This is a genomic window from Pseudoalteromonas sp. MMG006, assembly GCF_018101025.1.
Lineage (GTDB): Bacteria > Pseudomonadota > Gammaproteobacteria > Enterobacterales > Alteromonadaceae > Pseudoalteromonas.
Map to the genome: position 1 here is coordinate 18,237 of NZ_JAGJEJ010000027.1, position 20,283 is coordinate 38,519.

The following is a 20,283-nucleotide window of genomic DNA, read 5'->3' on the forward strand; positions in this document are numbered from 1 at the left end:
TAAAATTCATTCAATAGATTAAATTTATTTAACTATGTATAGCGTCTGTGCAACCGCTAAAACTCTAATTAATCGCATTTAGAACATCATTAAGCCCTTCCACTCTTATAATTTCTGAGTGGGAACTCTCGCTATTAATTACTCTTAACTCGCCTTCAACAAACGATTGCCATTGAGCCATTTGCTTTTGTTTTGCATCTTTATGTCTTTGACAGCTCAATAAAGTAAAGGAAGCACTAACTTTATCCTGTGGACAATAATTTCTGACAGCTTCAATTTGTCGTTGATACAGTGATAACTTCTTCTGTAATAAAGTTTGTTCAACAGTCACATTGTGGTCTCTTTCCAACTTGCTCCTTATATAAGCTAATTTTTCCTCTACCTTTCCCATAGCAAACTCTTCGACACTATCTAAGGTATAAGAACTGATATCAGACCCCGATATTTGCCTAAAGAGGTGGGTATATAAGGCAGAATTCGTTGACTCAGTTTTTTCCGTTTTATACTCAGACGGAGGTAAAGAGTCGATGATAGTGAGCTTAACATTCTGTCTGTCTTCATTTTCAAGTTGCCTTGCAATCTCAAAAGCCAAACTTCCTCCTGTCGAGTATCCACAAAGATGAATAGAACCTTCAGGTTGTATGCTCTTTATAGCGTTCAACAGTCTCTTTGCAATTTCAGGTACATTATTAACAACAGAAAGTGAACGTTCAAAGCTTTCATAATCAAATGCATAAATACTGTATTTTCCTTCGACTTTATTTGCCAAAGGTAAGAACTCCAAAGCAGAACCACTAAATGAAGGAATACAATAAATCGCAGGTAGAGCAACATCAGAACTAGTCAACCTAGTCAAAAACTTATTTTTTTGGTTACTACTGTCATGACTCATACTTGAAGTGTCATAGCCAAGCTCTCTGGCATGTGAAATACAAGCACTGCTAAATTCATATCCAGTTAACTTATCTTCCCAGGCATCTGCTACCTTATTGTCTACCGTTGAATGTTGATGGAATTTAATATCACCTAACATTCTCGTGCCCGATTTTAACCCATCAGTCATGCGCTGAGAGCTGGAATCATAAGGTTGCAATAACTGCGGCTCAAATTCGCATTCCAAAAACTCACATATCTGTTGGAGAACAGGTTGAGGGTCATTCAACAGGTCTTCAAAATAGACTCCCAATTTTCTTTCTTCAGGAATTTCTTGGAAAAAGTTCTCTATATTTTGATGACAAACTATCCAAATAAGCTCAGCCAATGTTTTATCATCATAACTATGCTTGTATCGGAAAAATACTTCTTGCAACTTAGCTTCACTGAAGGAAGAAATCATCCCTCCTGGATGACGTTTGAGGTGGATAAATTTAGGAGCCTCGAACAGACTTTCAGCTCTTCTTAGAGTTTCTAAGTCCAAAGCATAAGAAGGTGTTTTATCAATTAACAATCCTTCTCCAAGCCAACCTTGGAACAATCCATACAGAGCTTGACTCGAAACCTTGTCATTTTCCAAGTGCGCCATCATTTGCTGCGCCTGTTCAAGATCACAGCCACCAAGTTCCATAATCGTTCTTATAGTGCCCTCCAGCCAAAACTGATTTCGACCTGAGAATGCCTCTCTTCTATCTTCTAGAGTATTAAATGGCAATAGTTCCAGCTCTGGTGGAGCAAAAAGCTTCGAGTGGCCAGTCAACATAACCCTTAACAAAGTGGAGCCAGATCTAGGAGGTGATAATATGAAAGCGGCTGATTTGTTTTTACCTTCTACATTACCGCTCTCTTTAAATGGTTGAATTAAACGTCTAAAGTCAGCTAAAACTCGCTCATCAATTTTCACTGAAGTTAACTCGGTATTAGACATATCGTTTTGTTTTATCAACCCAATAGCCAATAATTGCGAACCATAGTGACTAATTAAATACTGTTCGAACATAGCAACTGTAGGAGCATCGAAAACAGCTACTACATGGATCAACTCCCCTACCAAAGCCTGAACTTTATTAGTCAATGACATAACCAAAAGCGAATGTCCTCCTAGGTCGAAGAAATTGTCATTGATACCAACTTTTTCAGTATCAAGAACTTCTTCCCAAATCTCACAAAGTCGATTTTGCAGAGGACTGTTAGGAGCTACGTAATCGTGAGAATGGCGCTGCTGTGTCAGTAAGCCTTGTAACTTAGCCATATCCACTTTGCCATTGTTAGTAAATGGTATTTCTTGGAGAAGCTCAAATTGTGACGGAACCATAAACTCAGGCAATATCTGAAGCAGTTCACCTTTCCATTGCGGTATACAAGTTTCAGGTTGTTTGAACTCTTGTTCCGGCACTATCCAAGCAACAAGGCTTTCCTTTTGTTGCTCTGATTGAGCAACAATAGCAATGTCAACACCATCTAGTTTTGTTAAATGACCTTCAATTTCTTGAGGTTCAACTCTGTTACCGCGTATCTTAATCTGACTGTCTTTACGCCCGATGTATTTCAGTTGTCCATCTGGCAATTGACTAACCAAGTCGCCAGTTTTATACCACCTATTACTTCCTTGCGCAGACCAAGCCAACTCAACGAAATGTTCTTTGGTGAGTAACTCTCGCTGCCAATAACCTTGTGAAACACCAATTCCACCAATATACAACTCGCCTACAACACCTTCAGGTTGAATCGCTCCACTGTCATTTAAAACGAGTGCAGAAACATTGCAGATAGGTTTTCCTATGTTTAGCTCACTTGGATTACTGCAATCAATTTGAGCAAAGCTGGTACAAATTGTACCTTCTGTAGGGCCATAGGCATTGTATACTCTTAGCTTATCAAACTCAGTCAATGCCGCGAGATTACTTTTAGCAGGAGACTCTCCAGCTAAAACCAACACATCTAAAACTGCATAAGCTCTCTTAGATACATAAGGAAGATACCCAGGTGGCAGTGTCACACAAGTAATACCAAATTTTTCAATGTAAGAACTTAGTCTCACACTATCTCGAACAAGCTCACTCGAAACTAAATGCAGCGTTCCGCCATAACATAAAGTCGTCGCCCATTCAGAAATAAAAGCATCAAATGACGTTGAAGCAAACTGCAATACCTCGCTATCAGTATTGTGTTTAAACATATCCTGCTGAGCTACAACTAGATTACAAATGTTGCCATGAGATACCACTACCCCCTTGGGTAGCCCCGTAGTACCAGACGTATAAATCATATAAGCAGGCTGTCCAAACTCCACCTTGTGAGAGGAAGGCGCACTAGTTGAATGCGAGGCTACATTGGCCGCACATTCGAGCTCATCGATAACAATCGTGCCAACAGGTAATGTTTGCTTTTTAGTAACTAGAGCTTCATGAGTCAATACAAAGTTTGCACCGCAATCTTCTAACACAAAATTCAAACGTGAATCCGGGTAATGCTCATCTACAGGAACAAAGGCTGCTCCTGTTTTTAATACCGCCAAAATGCTAATAATTAAATCTGGAGAACGTTTTAAATGTATAGCAACAAACTCATTTCGCCCTACTCCCTGACTGACTAAATAATTAGCAAGTTGATTAGCTTTATCTTCTAATTCTTTATAACTGATTTGTTGTTGCTCAAACTGTAAAGCCGTTAAGCTTTGTCGTTTTAATGCTAGGCTAGTCACTAAGCCATGTAAACCAGTTTGATAAGAGAAAGGTTCCAGAACAGCGCATTGTTGTAACCTAGATGTTTGTTGCTTTTCCGATACTAAGGGCACTGAACTAATACTAAGCTGGTCATTATTTATCACTTGTTCTAATAACAGCTCAAACGCATCAGCCATTACATTTATTTGCTCTAAAGAAAATAAAGCTGTGTTAAATGCCCAAGTGACAGCCATAGTGTCAGACGTGTCAGATATATTTAGCGTCAAATCAAAACGTGTGTGCTCTTTTCCTGCTTGATAAGGCTGCATTTGTAAATCTGGTAACAAAACATCGTCAGCTTCAATATTCTGTAAAGAAAACATAACCTGGAACAAGGGGTGATAACTGCGATTTCGTTTCGGGTTAAGTTCTTCTACCAACATTTCGAAAGGAATATGCTGATGAGTAAAGGCATCTAAAATTATATTTTTATTACCTTCTAACACCTCATTAAATGACGCATCACTGTTGAAGTTACTGCGTAAAACTAGCGTATTGACGAAAAAGCCAATCAAGCTTTCTACATCTTTATGAGTTCGGCCTGCAATAGGTGTTCCCATGACAATATCAGTTTCATTGCTAAACCTTGCTAATAGAACCGAAAATGAGGTTTGCAAAAACATAAACAAAGTGACATCTCTAGTTCGGCAGTACTGCTGTATAATAGAAACTAAAGATGTATCCAATTGTCTGTGGACTCTTTGACCGTTAAAACTTTGCTTAGCAGGCCTGGTTTTCGCTAAAGGTAAAGAATGGGTAATTGGTAAATCAGACAAATGTTCATTCCAATAATCCAAACTATTTTGCAACATCTCACCTTTCAACCAGTTTCGCTGCCAATTAGCATAATCTGCATATTGGAAAGACAACGGAGCTAGTGTATCGAAATTGCCTTCCACAAACCCACTGTACAGTTCGGAAAACTCCTTAATGATAATATTTCTAGACCATGCATCCGACGCAATATGATGCATACACAGTAATACCAAGTGCTTTTGTTCAGATAATTTCAATAATGAAACTCTCAACATAAAGTCCGACTCTAAATCAAATGGCTGCAGACTATCCTCTTTAGCATATTTGCTTACTAACTTTTGTTGTTCAGAGCTTGCATAACTGGTCAGGTCAAAGAATGTGATCTGGAATTGCTCTTCAGAATTTACTTGTTGATAGCTCTTTCCGCTTGACTCGTAAAAAGTTGTTCTGAGTACTTCATGTCGACGGACAATCGTTTTAAACGCAGACTCAAATGCATCTTGATTGAATTTCCCCACCAAAGTCACTGCATTAGCCATATTGTAGTGAGCTGTTGAACCTTGCACTTTGTCGATAAACCAGAGTCGTTGCTGAGCAAACGAGAGAAGTAGTGGATTAGTTCGGTCTACTAATTCAATATCAGGCAGAATATTTTGTACACCTTGAGCCCCGATAGCATCGTACAATTTTGAAACCGTCGGATTATCAAAAAGTACTCTAAGTGGAACTTCTATATTTAGTTTACTACGAATAAAGCTAATCACTCTGGTGGCCAACAACGAATGGCCTCCCAAGTCAAAAAAGTCTTCAGTAATACCAATTTGAGGACGGTTTAATAACTCTGCGAAAATAGCGCAAAGTTCTTCTTGTAAGGCATTTTCTGGAGCCTGGTACTGAGTATTGACTTGCCTATTGTTATAGACTTCTTTTAAAAAGCGAAAATCAATTTTTCCGTTTTTCGTTAGTGGAAATTCTTTAATGTAAACATACTTATTAGGCACCATATGAGACGGTATCCGAGCACTCATATGCTGCTTTAATTCCGCAGTATATTGTTCACCTATTGTGCGAATTTCCGGGGTATTAAAATAGCCACCAAGATTAGCATAATCGCGCTCAATAACTTCAGGGTTGGCATTGCCTCTCGTGAAGAAAATATTGAGACACTCAAGCTTGCAAGACCAAGTTGGATAAACTCTAAAGCCATATTGCTTGGCTGTTTGTTTAATGGAAAGCAACTGAGAATAATCATTAGCATGAAGATTTCGCGTATCGAGTAACACTTTATCCGTTTGCAAACGCAGCAATGATTCAAGATGGCTTTGCTTTACTAATCTGCCATTTGGAACATTTTTAAGTAAAATTGCGTCCGAATTACAATTAGCTAATAATGTTCCTAGTTGTTCTAAGCCCTCAAAGCTTTCAATTACAGGTTCGGCAATCTTATCGCTCTTAGCTCCTTTGTGAATAACCACATCGTAGCGATATCCCAACATTTCATTATTGCCTTGTCCCACTTTTACAAGAACATCAATTTTAGAGATTTCAGGATAGTCATTTTTCAAATTAACAAAAAACGCTGGGCTTATTAGTAACTCTTCTTCATTGTGAAGCCTAAGAGCAATCTTTCTTTCAAATTCTTCAATAGAGAAGAGTCTGGCATCTGATTTATGATGCTCTACTTCTATAGCAAAATGCCTGCTTAGATCTAGGTTTCTGATATCACCAATAAAGATACTACCGCCTTGTTGCAGACTATTGAGCATTTTGTCTAACACTTTATTAAAATAGCTTGCACTCGGGAAGTATTGGGCAACTGAGTTTAATACTATAGTGTCAAACGTTTCGCTTTCAAATTTACCAACCTCGAGCGCATCACCATGATGTAAATGAACGTGTTTCAATCCTTTTGCGTTAACATGCGTATTGACTTGTTCCAATACAGACGCAGAAAGATCTAGCGCATGTACTTCTTCGGTAAATTCAGCATAGCGGAACAACAGTAGGCCCGTTCCACAGCCGATTTCTAATATCTGCTTTGGTTCTAGGCTAGCGATATGCTCCATGGTACCATCTATCCACTCAACCATTTCTTGTTGTGCAATAGCTTGACCTGTAATACTGCTGTTCCAAGAGGTTAAATCCAGTTCTAGATCGTCGGTATCATTTCCTAAGTGTGCAGTTTCAAATACTTCTTGCCATTCACCTAAACGCTGTTCAATTAACTGAATTTCCATCGTTTTAATTGCCTGAGGCTGCAAACTGACATAAGCGATTAAACAGCCAGATCCGTCGGATTGCTCCTCAATTGATACATGGGCTGAGTTTACAACTTCATTTAACGAACGAATGCTAGACTCAATTTCACCGGGCTCGACTCTTTGTCCTCGAAGCTTTATCTGTGTATCGTTTCTGCCAATAAATGTGAGTTTCCCACCTGCATTCATACGTACAAGGTCGCCTGTTTTGTATAACTTACAGTTATCTGATTCGGCAAACGGGTTGTTAATGAATTTCTGCTCAGTTAGCGCGGTTCGATTAAGATATCCGCGAGCAAGTCCTCGACCACCAATGTGAAGCTCCCCGACAACACCTACCGGACAAATTTGTAAATTATCATCAAGGACAAGTAGCTGAGTATTTTGAATAGGTAGACCTATAGGAACGCTCTGCTTGTTGGTCATAGCTTCACAACTATGCCAGCTAACACCAATTGTCGCTTCTGTTGGCCCATAGGAGTTATCCAGTAATAACCAAGGAGACTGTGTTTTAATTTTATTCACTAAATTAGCAGGAAGTACTTCCCCCCCACTAATGACCTGACGCAAGGAGCTAGGTAGCCTAGCCCCCTCAGACTCTACATACATTGCCAACATTGAAGGAACAAAATGAACTATGGATACTTTTTCCTGTTCAATAATGTTTCTTAAGTAACTAGGGTCTTTATGTCCATCAGGTTGTGCGATTACCAAAGTAGCACCATAGCCTAATGTCCAGAAGATTTCCCAAACAATAGGATCAAAACTACATGGAGTCTTCAACAAGACCTTATCTTCTCGACTTAGGTTATACTGTCGATTCATCCAATCGAGCTGATTAACAATTGATAAATGTTCGACTAAAACACCTTTAGGCTCACCTGTAGAGCCGGAGGTATACATGACGTAAGCCAAGTGTTGACTGGTTAATCCCACAGACTCCATCATAGGATTATCAATAGATAATTGAGCTATCTCTCTAGGCTTCACAGCATCAGTTAAATCTATAACTTGAGACACAGATTGACATGAGATCTCAGTTAATAAGCTGCTTGTGATCAGGATTTCAGCAGCAGAATCTTCCAACATGAAAGCCAGCCTAGCTTTCGGATAATCAGGCTCTAAAGCCAGATAAGCACAGCCAGCCTTAAGTGAAGCCAAAACCGCTACAACAAATTCAACCGAGCGCTCTAAGTGTATTCCCACAATAGTTTCGAGACTAACATCTTGTTTTAACAAATAATGCGCTAAACGATTAGCTGACTCGTTAATCTGTTGGTAACTGTAACTTTGTTCCTGGCTAACCAGAGCAATAGCGTTAGGGTGCAACTTAGCTTTTCGCTCAAATAGTTGATGAACACATGTTACTTCATCAATTACCTGTGTTTCCCCCGACATTTGTCGAAGTAACTGTACCTTATTCTGTTCACTTAATAATGGTAAATCGGAAACTAGAAGACTTGGTTCCAGTACTAAAGCTTCTAGCATTAGTTGGAAGCTACTTGCCATATTGTTTATAAAACAATCGGTAAACAAGTCTCTATCAAAAGACCAATTTAGCTTTAGCCCATCAGACTGCTCAGATACATTTAATGCAAGATCGAACTTCACCTGATTGCCGCCAATAGCAATCGGCTGTAGCTCTAACTCGGTAAGGCTCAGCGCCTCCTGTTCATTATTTTGAACAGCAAAAGTAATTTGGAATAATGGATGGTGACTGAGACTTCTTTCTGGATTAATTTCTTCAACGAGCGTCTCAAACGGAATGCTCTGATTAGCAAAAGCATCCAAGATTGTTGTTTTGTTCTCTCTCAACAATTGCTCAAACGAAACATTTTCTTGTACCTTTGTTCTCAACACTAAGCTATTAACAAAAAAGCCTATTAGAGACTCCAGTCCTTTGTGCATTCTGCCTGCTATTGGACTCCCAATGACAACATCATGTTCACCACTGAAACGATTAATAAGGACTGAAAACATTGTTTCTAACAGCATAAACAATGTCACTTCCTGTGCCCTACAATATGCAATTACCTCATCGGCAATTACTGAAGGAACTTTGGTAATTATTAAGCCACCATTGAACCCTTGTTGGGCGGGTCTAGTATTTTCCAAAGGTAAGCTATGTAACAAAGGTAACTCTGCTAATTGGTTACGCCAATACTGCAGTTGCTCATCCAGTACAGTTTCTTTTAACCAGCTCTGCTGCCACAAAGTGTAATCTGAGTATTGGATAGGCAGTGGAGTTAACACTTTGTTCTTATCCCCAACAAAAGCATTGTAAAGCTGGCTAAATTCTCGGATTAAAATAGCCATTGACCAACCATCAGACGCAATATGATGCATGTTAAATATAACAACATGAATATTTTGCTCGGTTTTAAGCAATGAGGCTCGAATCATTAAGTCTGAAGAAAGATCAAAAGGTTTTTTCGCCTCTCGTTTTATTCTTGCTTGGACTACTTTTTCACATTCTTGTTGCGACAAGCCTGTAAAGTCATTTTTTTGCAGAGGCAGAACAAATTTATCTAAAGTGATCTGACACGGTTCACCATCAACTTCTTTGATGCAACTACGTAAAACTTCGTGTCTTTGAATAATTTGTTCAAACGCTTTTTCAAATGCCTTTTCATCTAGCTTACCGGTCAGGGTGAAAGCACTTGGCATATTATAATGCGCACTGTCTTTTTCAATGCGATCGATCAGCCAAAGCCTTTTCTGAGCATGCGACAAAGGAATATGACCTTTGTGTTCGATCTTCTGCAGCTCAGGTATACTGATAGCCTGTCTGTTGCTCGTGAATTCATAACCCAACTGTTCAGCTAGATCTTTGGTTAAACTGGAAATATGCTCGGAAGTGGTAACTGATTTCCAAGAATCAGAAATACTCGCGTCGATTCCTTTATGCTGGTGGAACTTTATATCGCCAAGCATCATAGAGACATCGTGCACTCCATCAATCATTCGTCCCTTATTGCCATCATAAGGAGATAACATGTCCGTCTCGAACTCAATTCCTAACTCAGCACATAATTGGCTCATGACCTTTTCAGGAGATTGAGTTAGTTCTTCGAACTGAACGACATGGTGTCTGTTGTTTGGTAACGACTTAGTAAATTCAAGAATATTGTTATGGCTTTCAACCCATACTAACTCCGCTAATGTTCTAGAGTCGAACTTGTGATCTTCTAGGAAGAAAATTTCTTCCAATTGCGCTTTTTCAAACGATTCAATCACAGCTACAGGGTGTCTAACCAGATGGATAAAATGGGCTCCTTCAAACTGAGATTCAGCTCGCTTCAATGTATCCAAACTCAAGGCATAGGACGGCGACTTGTCTACCAAAATTTGTTTGCCACACCATTCTTGTAAAATGCGGTAAAACTCAATGACATTAAGCCTTTGAGCTTCAAATTCTGCCATGATATTTTTAGCGTTTTCTACATCGCACTTTTTAAGGTGCATGATAAGTCTAATTACCCCTTCTTTCCAAAAGGCATTACGTCCAGCAAATCGTTCCGATCTCACGGTTAGATTCAGGTCATTGAGTAACTCCAGCTCCGGTGGTGAAATCAAACTACTATGCCCCGCTAACATCACTCGCAGTAATGTTGAACCTGAGCGTGGAGGAGACAGTACAAAAATTGCAGGTTTATTCTTAGTCGCAGGATCGGTATCGAAAGATCTTTTATCTATTAGATTTTGGAAGGTTGTAAGATTTTCTGCTGTAACTTGTGCGCGCTTATCTGTCACCAACTCTTTAGTTGCGCTTTGATCTAACAATTCGGCTTCAACCAATGCTTGGCTATGTTCTTTTGTTAAATATTCTGCTAGAGCTTTAACTGTCGGACGGTCAAAAATCACTACAACATGTATATGCGCCTTAACAAAAGATTGAATTTTATTGATCAACTTCATAGCTAGCAGCGAATGTCCGCCAAGCTCAAAGAAATTGTCTTCAACACTAACGTTTTGACATTTTAGCGTTTCAGCAAAGACTCGACATAACTCAGTTTCCAAAGCACTTATTGGCGCGACAAACTGCTCTCGATTATTGCGGAGTATTTCGATTTTAGGCAATCTGGCCAGGTCTACTTTACCGTTTGTAGTGAGCGGAATGCTGTCCACTACGGCCCAAAACTGGGGTACCATATATTCTGGTAAACTTTGCAATAATTGCGTTTTAAGAGCTTGCTGAAGACTTAATTGTTTATCGCCAGTCAAAGTTTTATCCTTGGTGACTACGTAAGCAACTAAGCTTGCTTCATTGTTGTCGTTACGAAGTAACACTCTTACTTCGGATAAGGCATCATTTGCTCTCAGAACTGCTTCAATCTCTCCAAGCTCGATTCGAAAACCGCGTAACTTTACCTGTTGATCTTTTCGATCTAGATACTGTAACTGGCCTTCAGGGAGTACTTTTACCAAATCCCCAGAACAATAAAATCGTTCGATCTTATCATCGCCAATGTCTAGATTTATATACTTTTGCTGAGTCAACTCGGGTTGACCTAAATAACCACGAGTAACTCCAGGCCCAGAAATTAATAACTCCCCTATCGCGCCTACAGGCTGTAATTTATGTTGTTCGTTACATACGTACAGGCGTAGATCAGGTAATGCCTTTCCAATTAGACCCTTTTGCGTTTGCCAAGTGGTCTTATCAATACTTTGGAACGTCGCATGAACTGTAGTTTCGGTTATTCCATACATGTTAACCAATTGTGGTAAGTCTAAACGTTTTGGATCAAACCACTTTGCTATCGAATCAAGCTCAAGAGCTTCACCGCCAAAAATCACATATTTTAAATGAGATAAATCTGTCATGTTCAGCAGTGAATGTTGCAACGCGTAAAACGAAGAAGGAGTTTGATTTAACACAGTCACTTTCTCGCGCGAGATAAGCTCTGAAAATTCCAGCTCGGATAATTTACAATCTTGAGGAACAACTACTAATTTAGCACCGTTAACCAAAGGCCCCCAGATTTCCCAAACGGAAAAGTCGAAGCTGATAGAGTGGAACAATGTCCAAACTTCTTCACTACTAAAAGCAAACAAATGCTCACTTGCACTGAATAATCGAGATAGGTTCCCATGCTCTACCATTACACCTTTAGGTCTTCCTGTAGAGCCCGAGGTATAGATGACATAAGCCAAATGACTCGGCAACAACTCATAATCTAGTGTCAATGATGTTGACGCAAATGCTTCAATTTCAGATACAAAATCAGGCTCATCTATACAAATAAGCGCGCTATTTTCAGGCAAATGACCGCTAACTTGTTGCGATTGTGTTCCCTCAGTTAAAACTAGAGCTACATCAGAATCTTGCAAGATATACTCAAGCCTTTGAGCTTGTACATTTGTGTCTAATGGAAGATAAGCACCACCGGCTTTATGTACAGCCAGCATGGCAATAATCGCTTGAATACTGCCAGGCATATATATAGCTACTAAAGTCTCTGGTTTAACTCCTTTATTCTGCAAAAACCTTGCTAGTTTATTGGAACGTAAATCCAAATCTCTATAACTAATCTGCGTATTGCCATCTGAGATGGCTACTCGCTCAGGCTGACTTTGCGCATAATTTTGAAAATGCTGAAAGGCAAACTCGGTTTTTGCTTCTGGGTTTGCCTTTTCAATAGCTGACTCAACGCCTGCTAAATGAGTGGATCTCTGGACTTCTTGCGCAACAATATCTATTTCAAGTACTGCTTGTGACGGGCTTTCAGTGACCTGCTCAAGCAAACGAGTATAACTAGCCATAAAACTTTCAATAGTCATCTCATTGAAAAGATCTGTAGCATATGAGCAATCGATAGTAATTTGCTCTCTTTGTTCGAGAGCTCTAAAAACAAGATCAAACTTCACCAGTTCAGTACTGTTCCCAAGTGGCGTTGCCTTAAGTAGGTTTTGCTCTGCACCAGAGTTATTTTCCTGCAAGCTATTATTTTTCTCTGGCGCCAAAATATCGCGCTGAGATTCATTTTGAAATGAAAAGACCAATTGATAAATAGGATGATGACTGAGACTGCGCTTAGGACTTAACTTCTCCACAAGTAATTCAAAAGGTACATGCTGGTGTTGGAAGGCATTTCTTATCATTGCTTTATTACGCTGCAACAATGCATCAAAACCAAGGTTGCCAGACAGGTCGTTACGCAAAACTAAGCTATTAACGAAAAAACCTATTACATCTTCAAATTCCGCCTTTTGTCTTCCCGATACAGGCGTACCTATAACTACATCTGTTTCACCACTAAAACGTCCAACGGTCAAAGCAAATGCTGTTTCTAGCAGCATAAACAGTGTGACACCTTGTGCTTGAGCCAATTGTCGCAGACGTTTCGATAATGCTGGATCTAAAGTTGTTCTTAGCCTCGCTCCTCGGTGCGATTGCTGTTTCAATCTCGTTCTGTCTAAAGGAATACTGCTAATTGCAGGAGCGCTTTGTAATTGTTCCAGCCAAAAGTTGGTATGCTTGTCGAATGTCTCTTTATCTAACATATCTTTTTGCCAGTGAACAAAATCCATGTACTGGGCTGGTAAAGCAGGCAGTGCTGAGTCCTCTCCTGTTACCAGTTTACGATAAACATAAGCCAACTCTGTAAAGAAAATCGAAGATGACCAGCCATCGGAAATGATATGGTGCATAGTTACAAAAAAGACATGCTGCTCATTTCCTATATCTACCAAACAAAGTCTGAAAAGTGGGGCTTCGCTCAAATCAAAAGGTGCACTTGCCTGCTCTTTGCCAATTTGTTCCAGCTTATCCTCTCTTAGCTGAAGAGCAAACTTTGTTAAGTCGATGACTTCAAGATTTACATCTACCGATGTATGAACCACTTGCACCGTTTCTGATGCTTGAGTTTTAAATGAAGTTCTTAACGCTTCATGTCGATTTACTAAAACTTCCAACGCCTTATTAAATAAGGTGTAATCAACTTTCCCTTCCAACTTAAATGCAGCAGGTATATTGTATTGAGGACTATTTCCTTCAATCTCATTCACTAACCACAAACTTTGTTGCGCATAAGAAAGTTGATGTGTATATGTCTTTGCTGTCTGACTTAGTAGTTCCTTTTCTAGGTAGCCAAAAGATATTGCTAACTCTGAACATTCCAAAGAGAGTTGATTAGGTTCAAAGTTACGCTGCCAGTTTGAAGCTGTACTTGCAGAAATTCCGTTGTGCTTATGAAACTTTAAGTCACCTAACATTTTTGAATTGTGCTGAACACCATCAGTCATTTTCTGCTGAACATTGTGATAAGGTTCTATTAGAGCAGTTTCAAATGACCAATCAAACTTGCTACACAATTTTTCCATTGTTGCCTGAGGATTTGCGGAAAGATCTTCAAAATAGATACGGTGTTGTCTTTGAGCTGGGATCCCTTGCAAAAATTCAATAATATTTTGATGACTATGCGTCCAAATCATTTCCGCTAAACCACGTGACTCAAAGTCGTGTTCATAACGGAAAAACAGCTCTTCCATCCTCGCATCTTGGAAAGAGTTAATCACCGCATTAGGATGACGTACAAGATGAATAAATAACGAATCTTCAAAATAATCTTCAATTCTTTTAAGCGCTGCAATATCAAGAGAATATGATGGTGTTTTATCGACCAGTAGTTGACCTTCACAAAGCTCCTGTAACTGACCATAAAAATCTCTTATTGAAATACCGTCACGCTCTAGCATAGCTATTGAACTATGAGCGGTTTCGAAGTCACATTGCTTCAACTCCATGATAGCTCTCGTAAGACCTTCTAACCAAAACTCATTTCGCCCTTGAAACGCTTCTTTACGTTGCTGGAGATTTTCAAAGCCAAGAAGTTCCAGTTCTGGTGGAGCAAATAAATTTGAGTGCCCTGCAAGCATAACTCTTAACAAAGTTGAGCCGGATCTCGGAGGTGAAAGAATAAATACAGCTTTAGAGTTTTTAGTATCTGTACCTTTGTATTCAGGTAAGCTTGGAATAACTGATTTAAACGCTTCAAACGTTTGAGTCGTTATCTTTTCCCTTTCTAGAGATGGCTTATCACCTACAGCTTTAAAATCGATAGAAGCGGCTTTAAGTTGTGCAGAAAAGTTTTTCTTCAAGTACTCTGCTAGCTGATGCACCGTTGGGTGATCAAATACAATGACAAAGTGCAACATGTCTTCCTGAAGTAAAAGTTGTAACTTATTCACCACCTTTAACACCAAGAGAGAATGTCCACCTAGCTCAAAAAAGTTATCTTGAATACCTACTTTTTCAATCTTCAGAACCTGCTCCCACAGCGCACATAAATAAGACTCTAATGGATCTTGTGGAGCAACAAATTCCTTTTGAATAGCGTCTTTTGCTTCAGCTCGAGGAAGCGCAGCTCGATCTATCTTGCCGTTAACCGTTGTAGGAAAGAAGTCCAAAACAACAATTTTTGACGGAATCATAAAGCTAGGAAGCTCTGTGACTAACTGATTTCTAATTTCTTGTTTTATTTCGCTTTCAAAATCATCGCTGTGCTCATCGTTACAAGTCTGTTTACACGTCACATAAGCTACTAATAGTTTGTCATTTTGCTCTTCCTCCTGTGCAATGACAATCGCTCCGCTTACGTCAGCATTTCTTAGAATTGCGTTTTCAATTTCAGTAGGTTCAATCCGATAACCTCTTAACTTGAGCTGGAAGTTATTACGGCCGACAAATTCAAAAGAACCGTCACCTAATCGTCTTACTAAGTCTCCAGTTCGATATAAAACGTCGTTACTAGTTTCCTCTAGGCAATTAGCAATAAAACTGTTTTTAGTTTCTTCTGGGAGATTAAAGTATCCCGCTGATACACAGTCGCCACCTAAAACTAACTCACCAACTATTCCGTCAGGAACTTTGTTGAGGTTATTGTCCAACACATAAGCCTTTACGTGTGGATAAGGTATTCCAATGCAAGACTGAGATTGTTGCGGCAACTCAGTTTTCACGTGATAAGTACTTAAAATTGTATTTTCAGTGGGGCCATACAGTTCGACGATTCGAACATACGGAAATAACTCCTGAAGGTCTTGTATTAACTGCCGAGGTACTGCTTCTCCTCCTACCAAAATACATCTTAAATTAGGGTACAACTGCTCGATAGACTCCCCTTGGCTCAGGCGCACCTTTATTCCTGAAACCAAACTAGTCATTAAACTGGTTACTGCACTGAAGAAACTAACTGATCTCGTCCCTTTGATCAGAGCGCCAACATCCATTATCTCTTGCTTTGACAGCAGTACGGAAGTTCCTCCTGATAACAATGGAAAAATCTGTTCAAACAGTGATATATCAAACGAAAAAGCTCCTCCTCCGGCCATAGAATCGGACGCATCAAAGCCAAAAACGGCTTGGTTTGCAAGGGCTAAAACAACTTGGTAATGTTTAATCATCACACCTTTTGGCTTACCAGTAGTTCCTGATGTATACAAAACGTAAGCTAAAGAGTCCGAGTGTCCATTAGTAATTTCAAAGTTTTTATCAGGCTGATTTTCAATTTCCTTCAGCGTATTGACCACGCTGAGGTCGACTACCTTAAAATTATCACTTGCTGCATGAGGAAAGTTATAATCTGCAACCAACACCGAAATGTTCGCATCATGAAGAATATTTGTGATTTTTTCGTTAGGATATTCGGGATTTAAAGGTACATAAGCAGCTCCGACTTTTAATGTCGCGAAGATTGCAGCAACAGCATCCATGCCTCGTTCAAAACAAAGACCAACTCGCTGCCCTTCTGTAACACCCATACGTTGAAGATAACGAGCCAACTTGTTTGCGCGTCGATTCAATTCATCATACGTCCAACAAGAGTCTTTAAAGCGCAAAGCAATACTTTGAGAGTTAAGAGTCACCTGTGCTTCAAACAATTCATGTAATCTTGGTTCTTTAGCAGAATCGATAGTAAAAGCTGAAACGAAACGTTCTCTATAATCCAGAGGACTAGTTGCATTAAGGTCTTGCAAAAAATTTATCAGTGCTGACTTATTACTGACAATAGCGTCAATTATCTTTTTGTTAGTTATTTTTCCCGCAGACTTTGTTTTTAATCCACCTGCGTTAATGTAAGGAAATACGCCGTTGTCATTTAGGTATACAACCCAATCTTGTAACTTTTTATTTACCATTCCGTTTCTACTTCATTTTCCTGGATGTCTTCACATTCTATGCTGTTATAGAGTCTAACATTTTGTGTGACTGAATACTCCCCAATAATACAATTTGGATTTTCTACAACCTGAGCAAGCAAACTCATAAAACATTGATTAAAAAGAGAGATTGTTTCTTGTTTTAATATAACACGATTAAAAGACCAATTTAGCGAGATACCCAATGGTGATTCAGTTGCATTCAAAACCAAGTCAAATTTGATATTATCCCCTTCCACTGAATACGGCTGTAACTCTAAGCCAGTCAATGTCAGTTCTCGTTGATCACGACTTTGTACATTAAGCATGATTTGGAAAAGGGGGTTATAGTCCAAAGTACGAGTTGGTTTTAATTCTTCGACTAATGAATCAAAAGGTACGTATTGATTGTCAAATGCATCAAGTACGACTTTTTTATTACGACTTAGAAGTTCAACGAAAGACAAGTTGTCTTCTAATTGAGTTCGCAAAACTAGGTTATTTACGAAAAAGCCAACAATAGGCTCCAACTGTTTTTGCGAGCGACCAGCCGTAGAACTACCTATAACAATGTCAGATTGGTGACTTAATTTACTAAGCAAGATAGAAAGGACACTATGAATGAACATGAATACGGTCACACCTTGCCCTTGGGCAAGCTCTCTCACAGATTGTGCTAACTCGGCATCAAGTGAAGCAAAAACTTCACCTTTAGTTGCTGACAATGCCCCAGCTTTTCTTGGTTGATCCAGAGGAATACTATGGCAATCCGGTAGTCCAGCTAATTGCTGTTTCCAGTATTGCAGTTGTAGCGACAAATTATCATCGTGCATATGTTTTCTTTGCCACACCGCATAATCAGCATATTGCAACTCGAGTTCTGGAAGTTCAGCAGTACTTCCAAGACAAGAAGCGCGGTAAAATTCAGCAAACTCTTCTACTAAAATTTGCATCGACCATCCATCAGTCACAATATGATGTAAGCTCAACAACAATAAATTATCTTTTGCATCTACTTGAATGAGTTTAACTCTTATCAAACAGTCTTTGCGCAAATCAAAAATTCTGTTGGCGAATTCATTTGTGTGTTTTCGCAACGCTGATTCGATATCACTTTGCTCGGTTTCTGTTATCTGGTGCTGTTCAACAATCAACTCACTGCTATCAGAAATCAACTGAACGATTTCACCACCTTGTTCAACAAAATGAGTCCTTAATACTTCGTGTCTCAGAACCAAAGAGTTAAATGCAGACTCTAAAGCCGAGTAATCCAGAGAGCCTTTTAGTCGAAGGGCTCCTGGCATATTATTTTGTGCACTTGGTCCTCTCATGCGTTCAACAAGCCATAAACGTTGCTGTGCATATGATAGTAAAAGAGGTTGCTCTCTATCTGCTCTTACAATAGTGGTAGTCACATGTTCTTTATCTACTTGCGCAATAACTTCGGCTTGTCCAGCAATAGTAGGGTGCTCAAAAATCAGCCTTAACTGACACGAAATATTAAACTCTTCTCTAATGCGATTGACTGCTGTCAGCGCTAATAATGAATGTGCTCCTAACTTAAATAAGTCAGCATCGACAGGAAGCTGTTCTACTTGCAACAATTCGTGCCAAATCAGCCACAATTTGTGCTCATTTTGGCTCATAGGTTGTGCCGCTCTCGTCTCTATCGCTGAAGGTTCAGGAAGAGCCGCATAGTCAACCTTATCGTTGACAGTTAAAGGTAGTTCGTCAATACACAGAAAAAACTCTGGCATCATATAGCTAGGTAAACCTTGCTGGATAATAGTTCGAGCTTCCTTTACTAGCTCACTATGGAGTGCATTGTTTGGCTCATTTAACACTAGATAAGCAACTAATCTTTGCTGCTGTTTAGACTCCTTAAGACAGACTACAGATTGCTCTACCCGTTCAAGTTTTTCAATTCGCTTCTCAATTTCCGCAGGTTCAATACGATACCCTCTGAAGTTTATTTGCTTGTCAATCCGACCTATATAAACAATTTTTCCAGATGGTAGCTTCTTAACTAAATCCCCTGACTTATACATAACGGAGTTTGAATCCGCTGAAAAAGGATCTCTAACGAAACATTCTTTTGTCAGCTCAGGCAAATTCAGATAGCCATCAGCCAGTCCGCTGCCGCCAATATACAACTCACCAATTGCACCTACAGGAGAGGGTTGCAAATGCTCATCTAGGATATAGGCTTTTACATTTTCTATCGGATCACCAATAGGAATAACGTCTGAATCACTAATATGGGTAACTTCGCTATATATACACCCAACAACAGCCTCACTTGGACCATAGTGATTATAGATAGTAGCATTTGGAAATGCTTTTTTGACCCTTTTTAATACCTCTGTTGTTAACAATTCACCACCGAATACGATGATATGTTTTTCAGGGCAAACTAAATCCTCTGCCCAAAGGGCTAAAGCATAGGAAGGTGTGACTTTTACCATGCATGGATAATCTTTGCCCATTAACGCGAACCAAAACTCTTCAATGTTCATCTCTTGCCCGCAAACATCTATTGTTTTGCCGGTAAGCAATGGCAAAAAGACAGTTGGAATAGTGCCATCAAAACCAATACTAGAAACTAGCATACTTGCTTGAATCGACTTTGGCATAAATGAAGATCCCGTCCAATAGCAGTATTCAACCAAAGCTTTGTGACTAACTTTAATCCCTTTAGGTTTGCCTGTTGAACCTGAAGTGTATATAACATAGGCTAGGTCAGAGCCAACCAAGTTAACTTCTGGAACAGAGTTAGGAAAGCTCTGTAATCCATTATTATTGAGCAGTTTTTCTGCATTAAACTGTAGCACTTTCGAATCAAAATAGTGGCCGTTTCCGATATTGATAACGCAACGACACCCTGCATCATTCACTAATGCAGTTTTTCTAGACTCAGGTAGTGTAGGCTCAAGAGGCAAATAAGCAGCTCCTGCTTTTAAAACTGCTAGGAGCGCAATAATTAACTCACTCCCTCTTGGCAAATCTAAAGCAACCAAATCTCCTGGCTTAACTTCACGTTTCATTAAGTAATGAGAAAACTGATTAGACAGTTGTTCTAACTGACCATAACTAAGCTCATCTTCATTAAATCGAACAGCAATGTTGTCAGGAACATCATTGGCTTGAGCACTAATCCACTGATGGATATTGTGATACGGATATTGCTGGTTAACATTGTCCTCGACTAGTAACGAGCTTTGAGCGTCTTCAGCCACCAAACTTAGGTTTGCAACTAGAGTATCTGAAGAGTTAATAATGCTTACTAACAAATGTTCAAATGATTTACTGATATTTTCAATAGAAGTAAAAGAGAATAAATCCAGACTATACGACCAAGTCAAAAATAGATTCTGTTCGTTATCGCTGACTGACAAAGACAAATCATATTTGTTAATGTCAGCCTGAGTCTCAATTGAGCCAACTTCAAGTTCTGGTAAGACTAGGTT

General features: G+C 39.4%; 2 protein-coding genes. Both read right to left on the reverse strand.

Annotation, left to right across the window (positions count from 1 at the left end; all coding sequences use genetic code 11):
- Nucleotides 1-64: 64 nt before the first annotated feature.
- Entirely contained in the window at nt 65-16,816 is a 16,752-nt protein-coding gene (locus J8L73_RS17800) for a non-ribosomal peptide synthetase (RefSeq protein ID WP_211019085.1), read from the reverse strand.
- A complete protein-coding gene (locus J8L73_RS17805; RefSeq protein WP_211019087.1) occupies nt 16,810-20,211 on the reverse strand; it encodes a non-ribosomal peptide synthetase in 3,402 nt (1,133 codons plus the stop codon). The genes J8L73_RS17800 and J8L73_RS17805 overlap by 7 nt, the downstream gene beginning before the upstream one ends.
- Between the last annotated feature and the right edge of the window lie 72 nt (nt 20,212-20,283).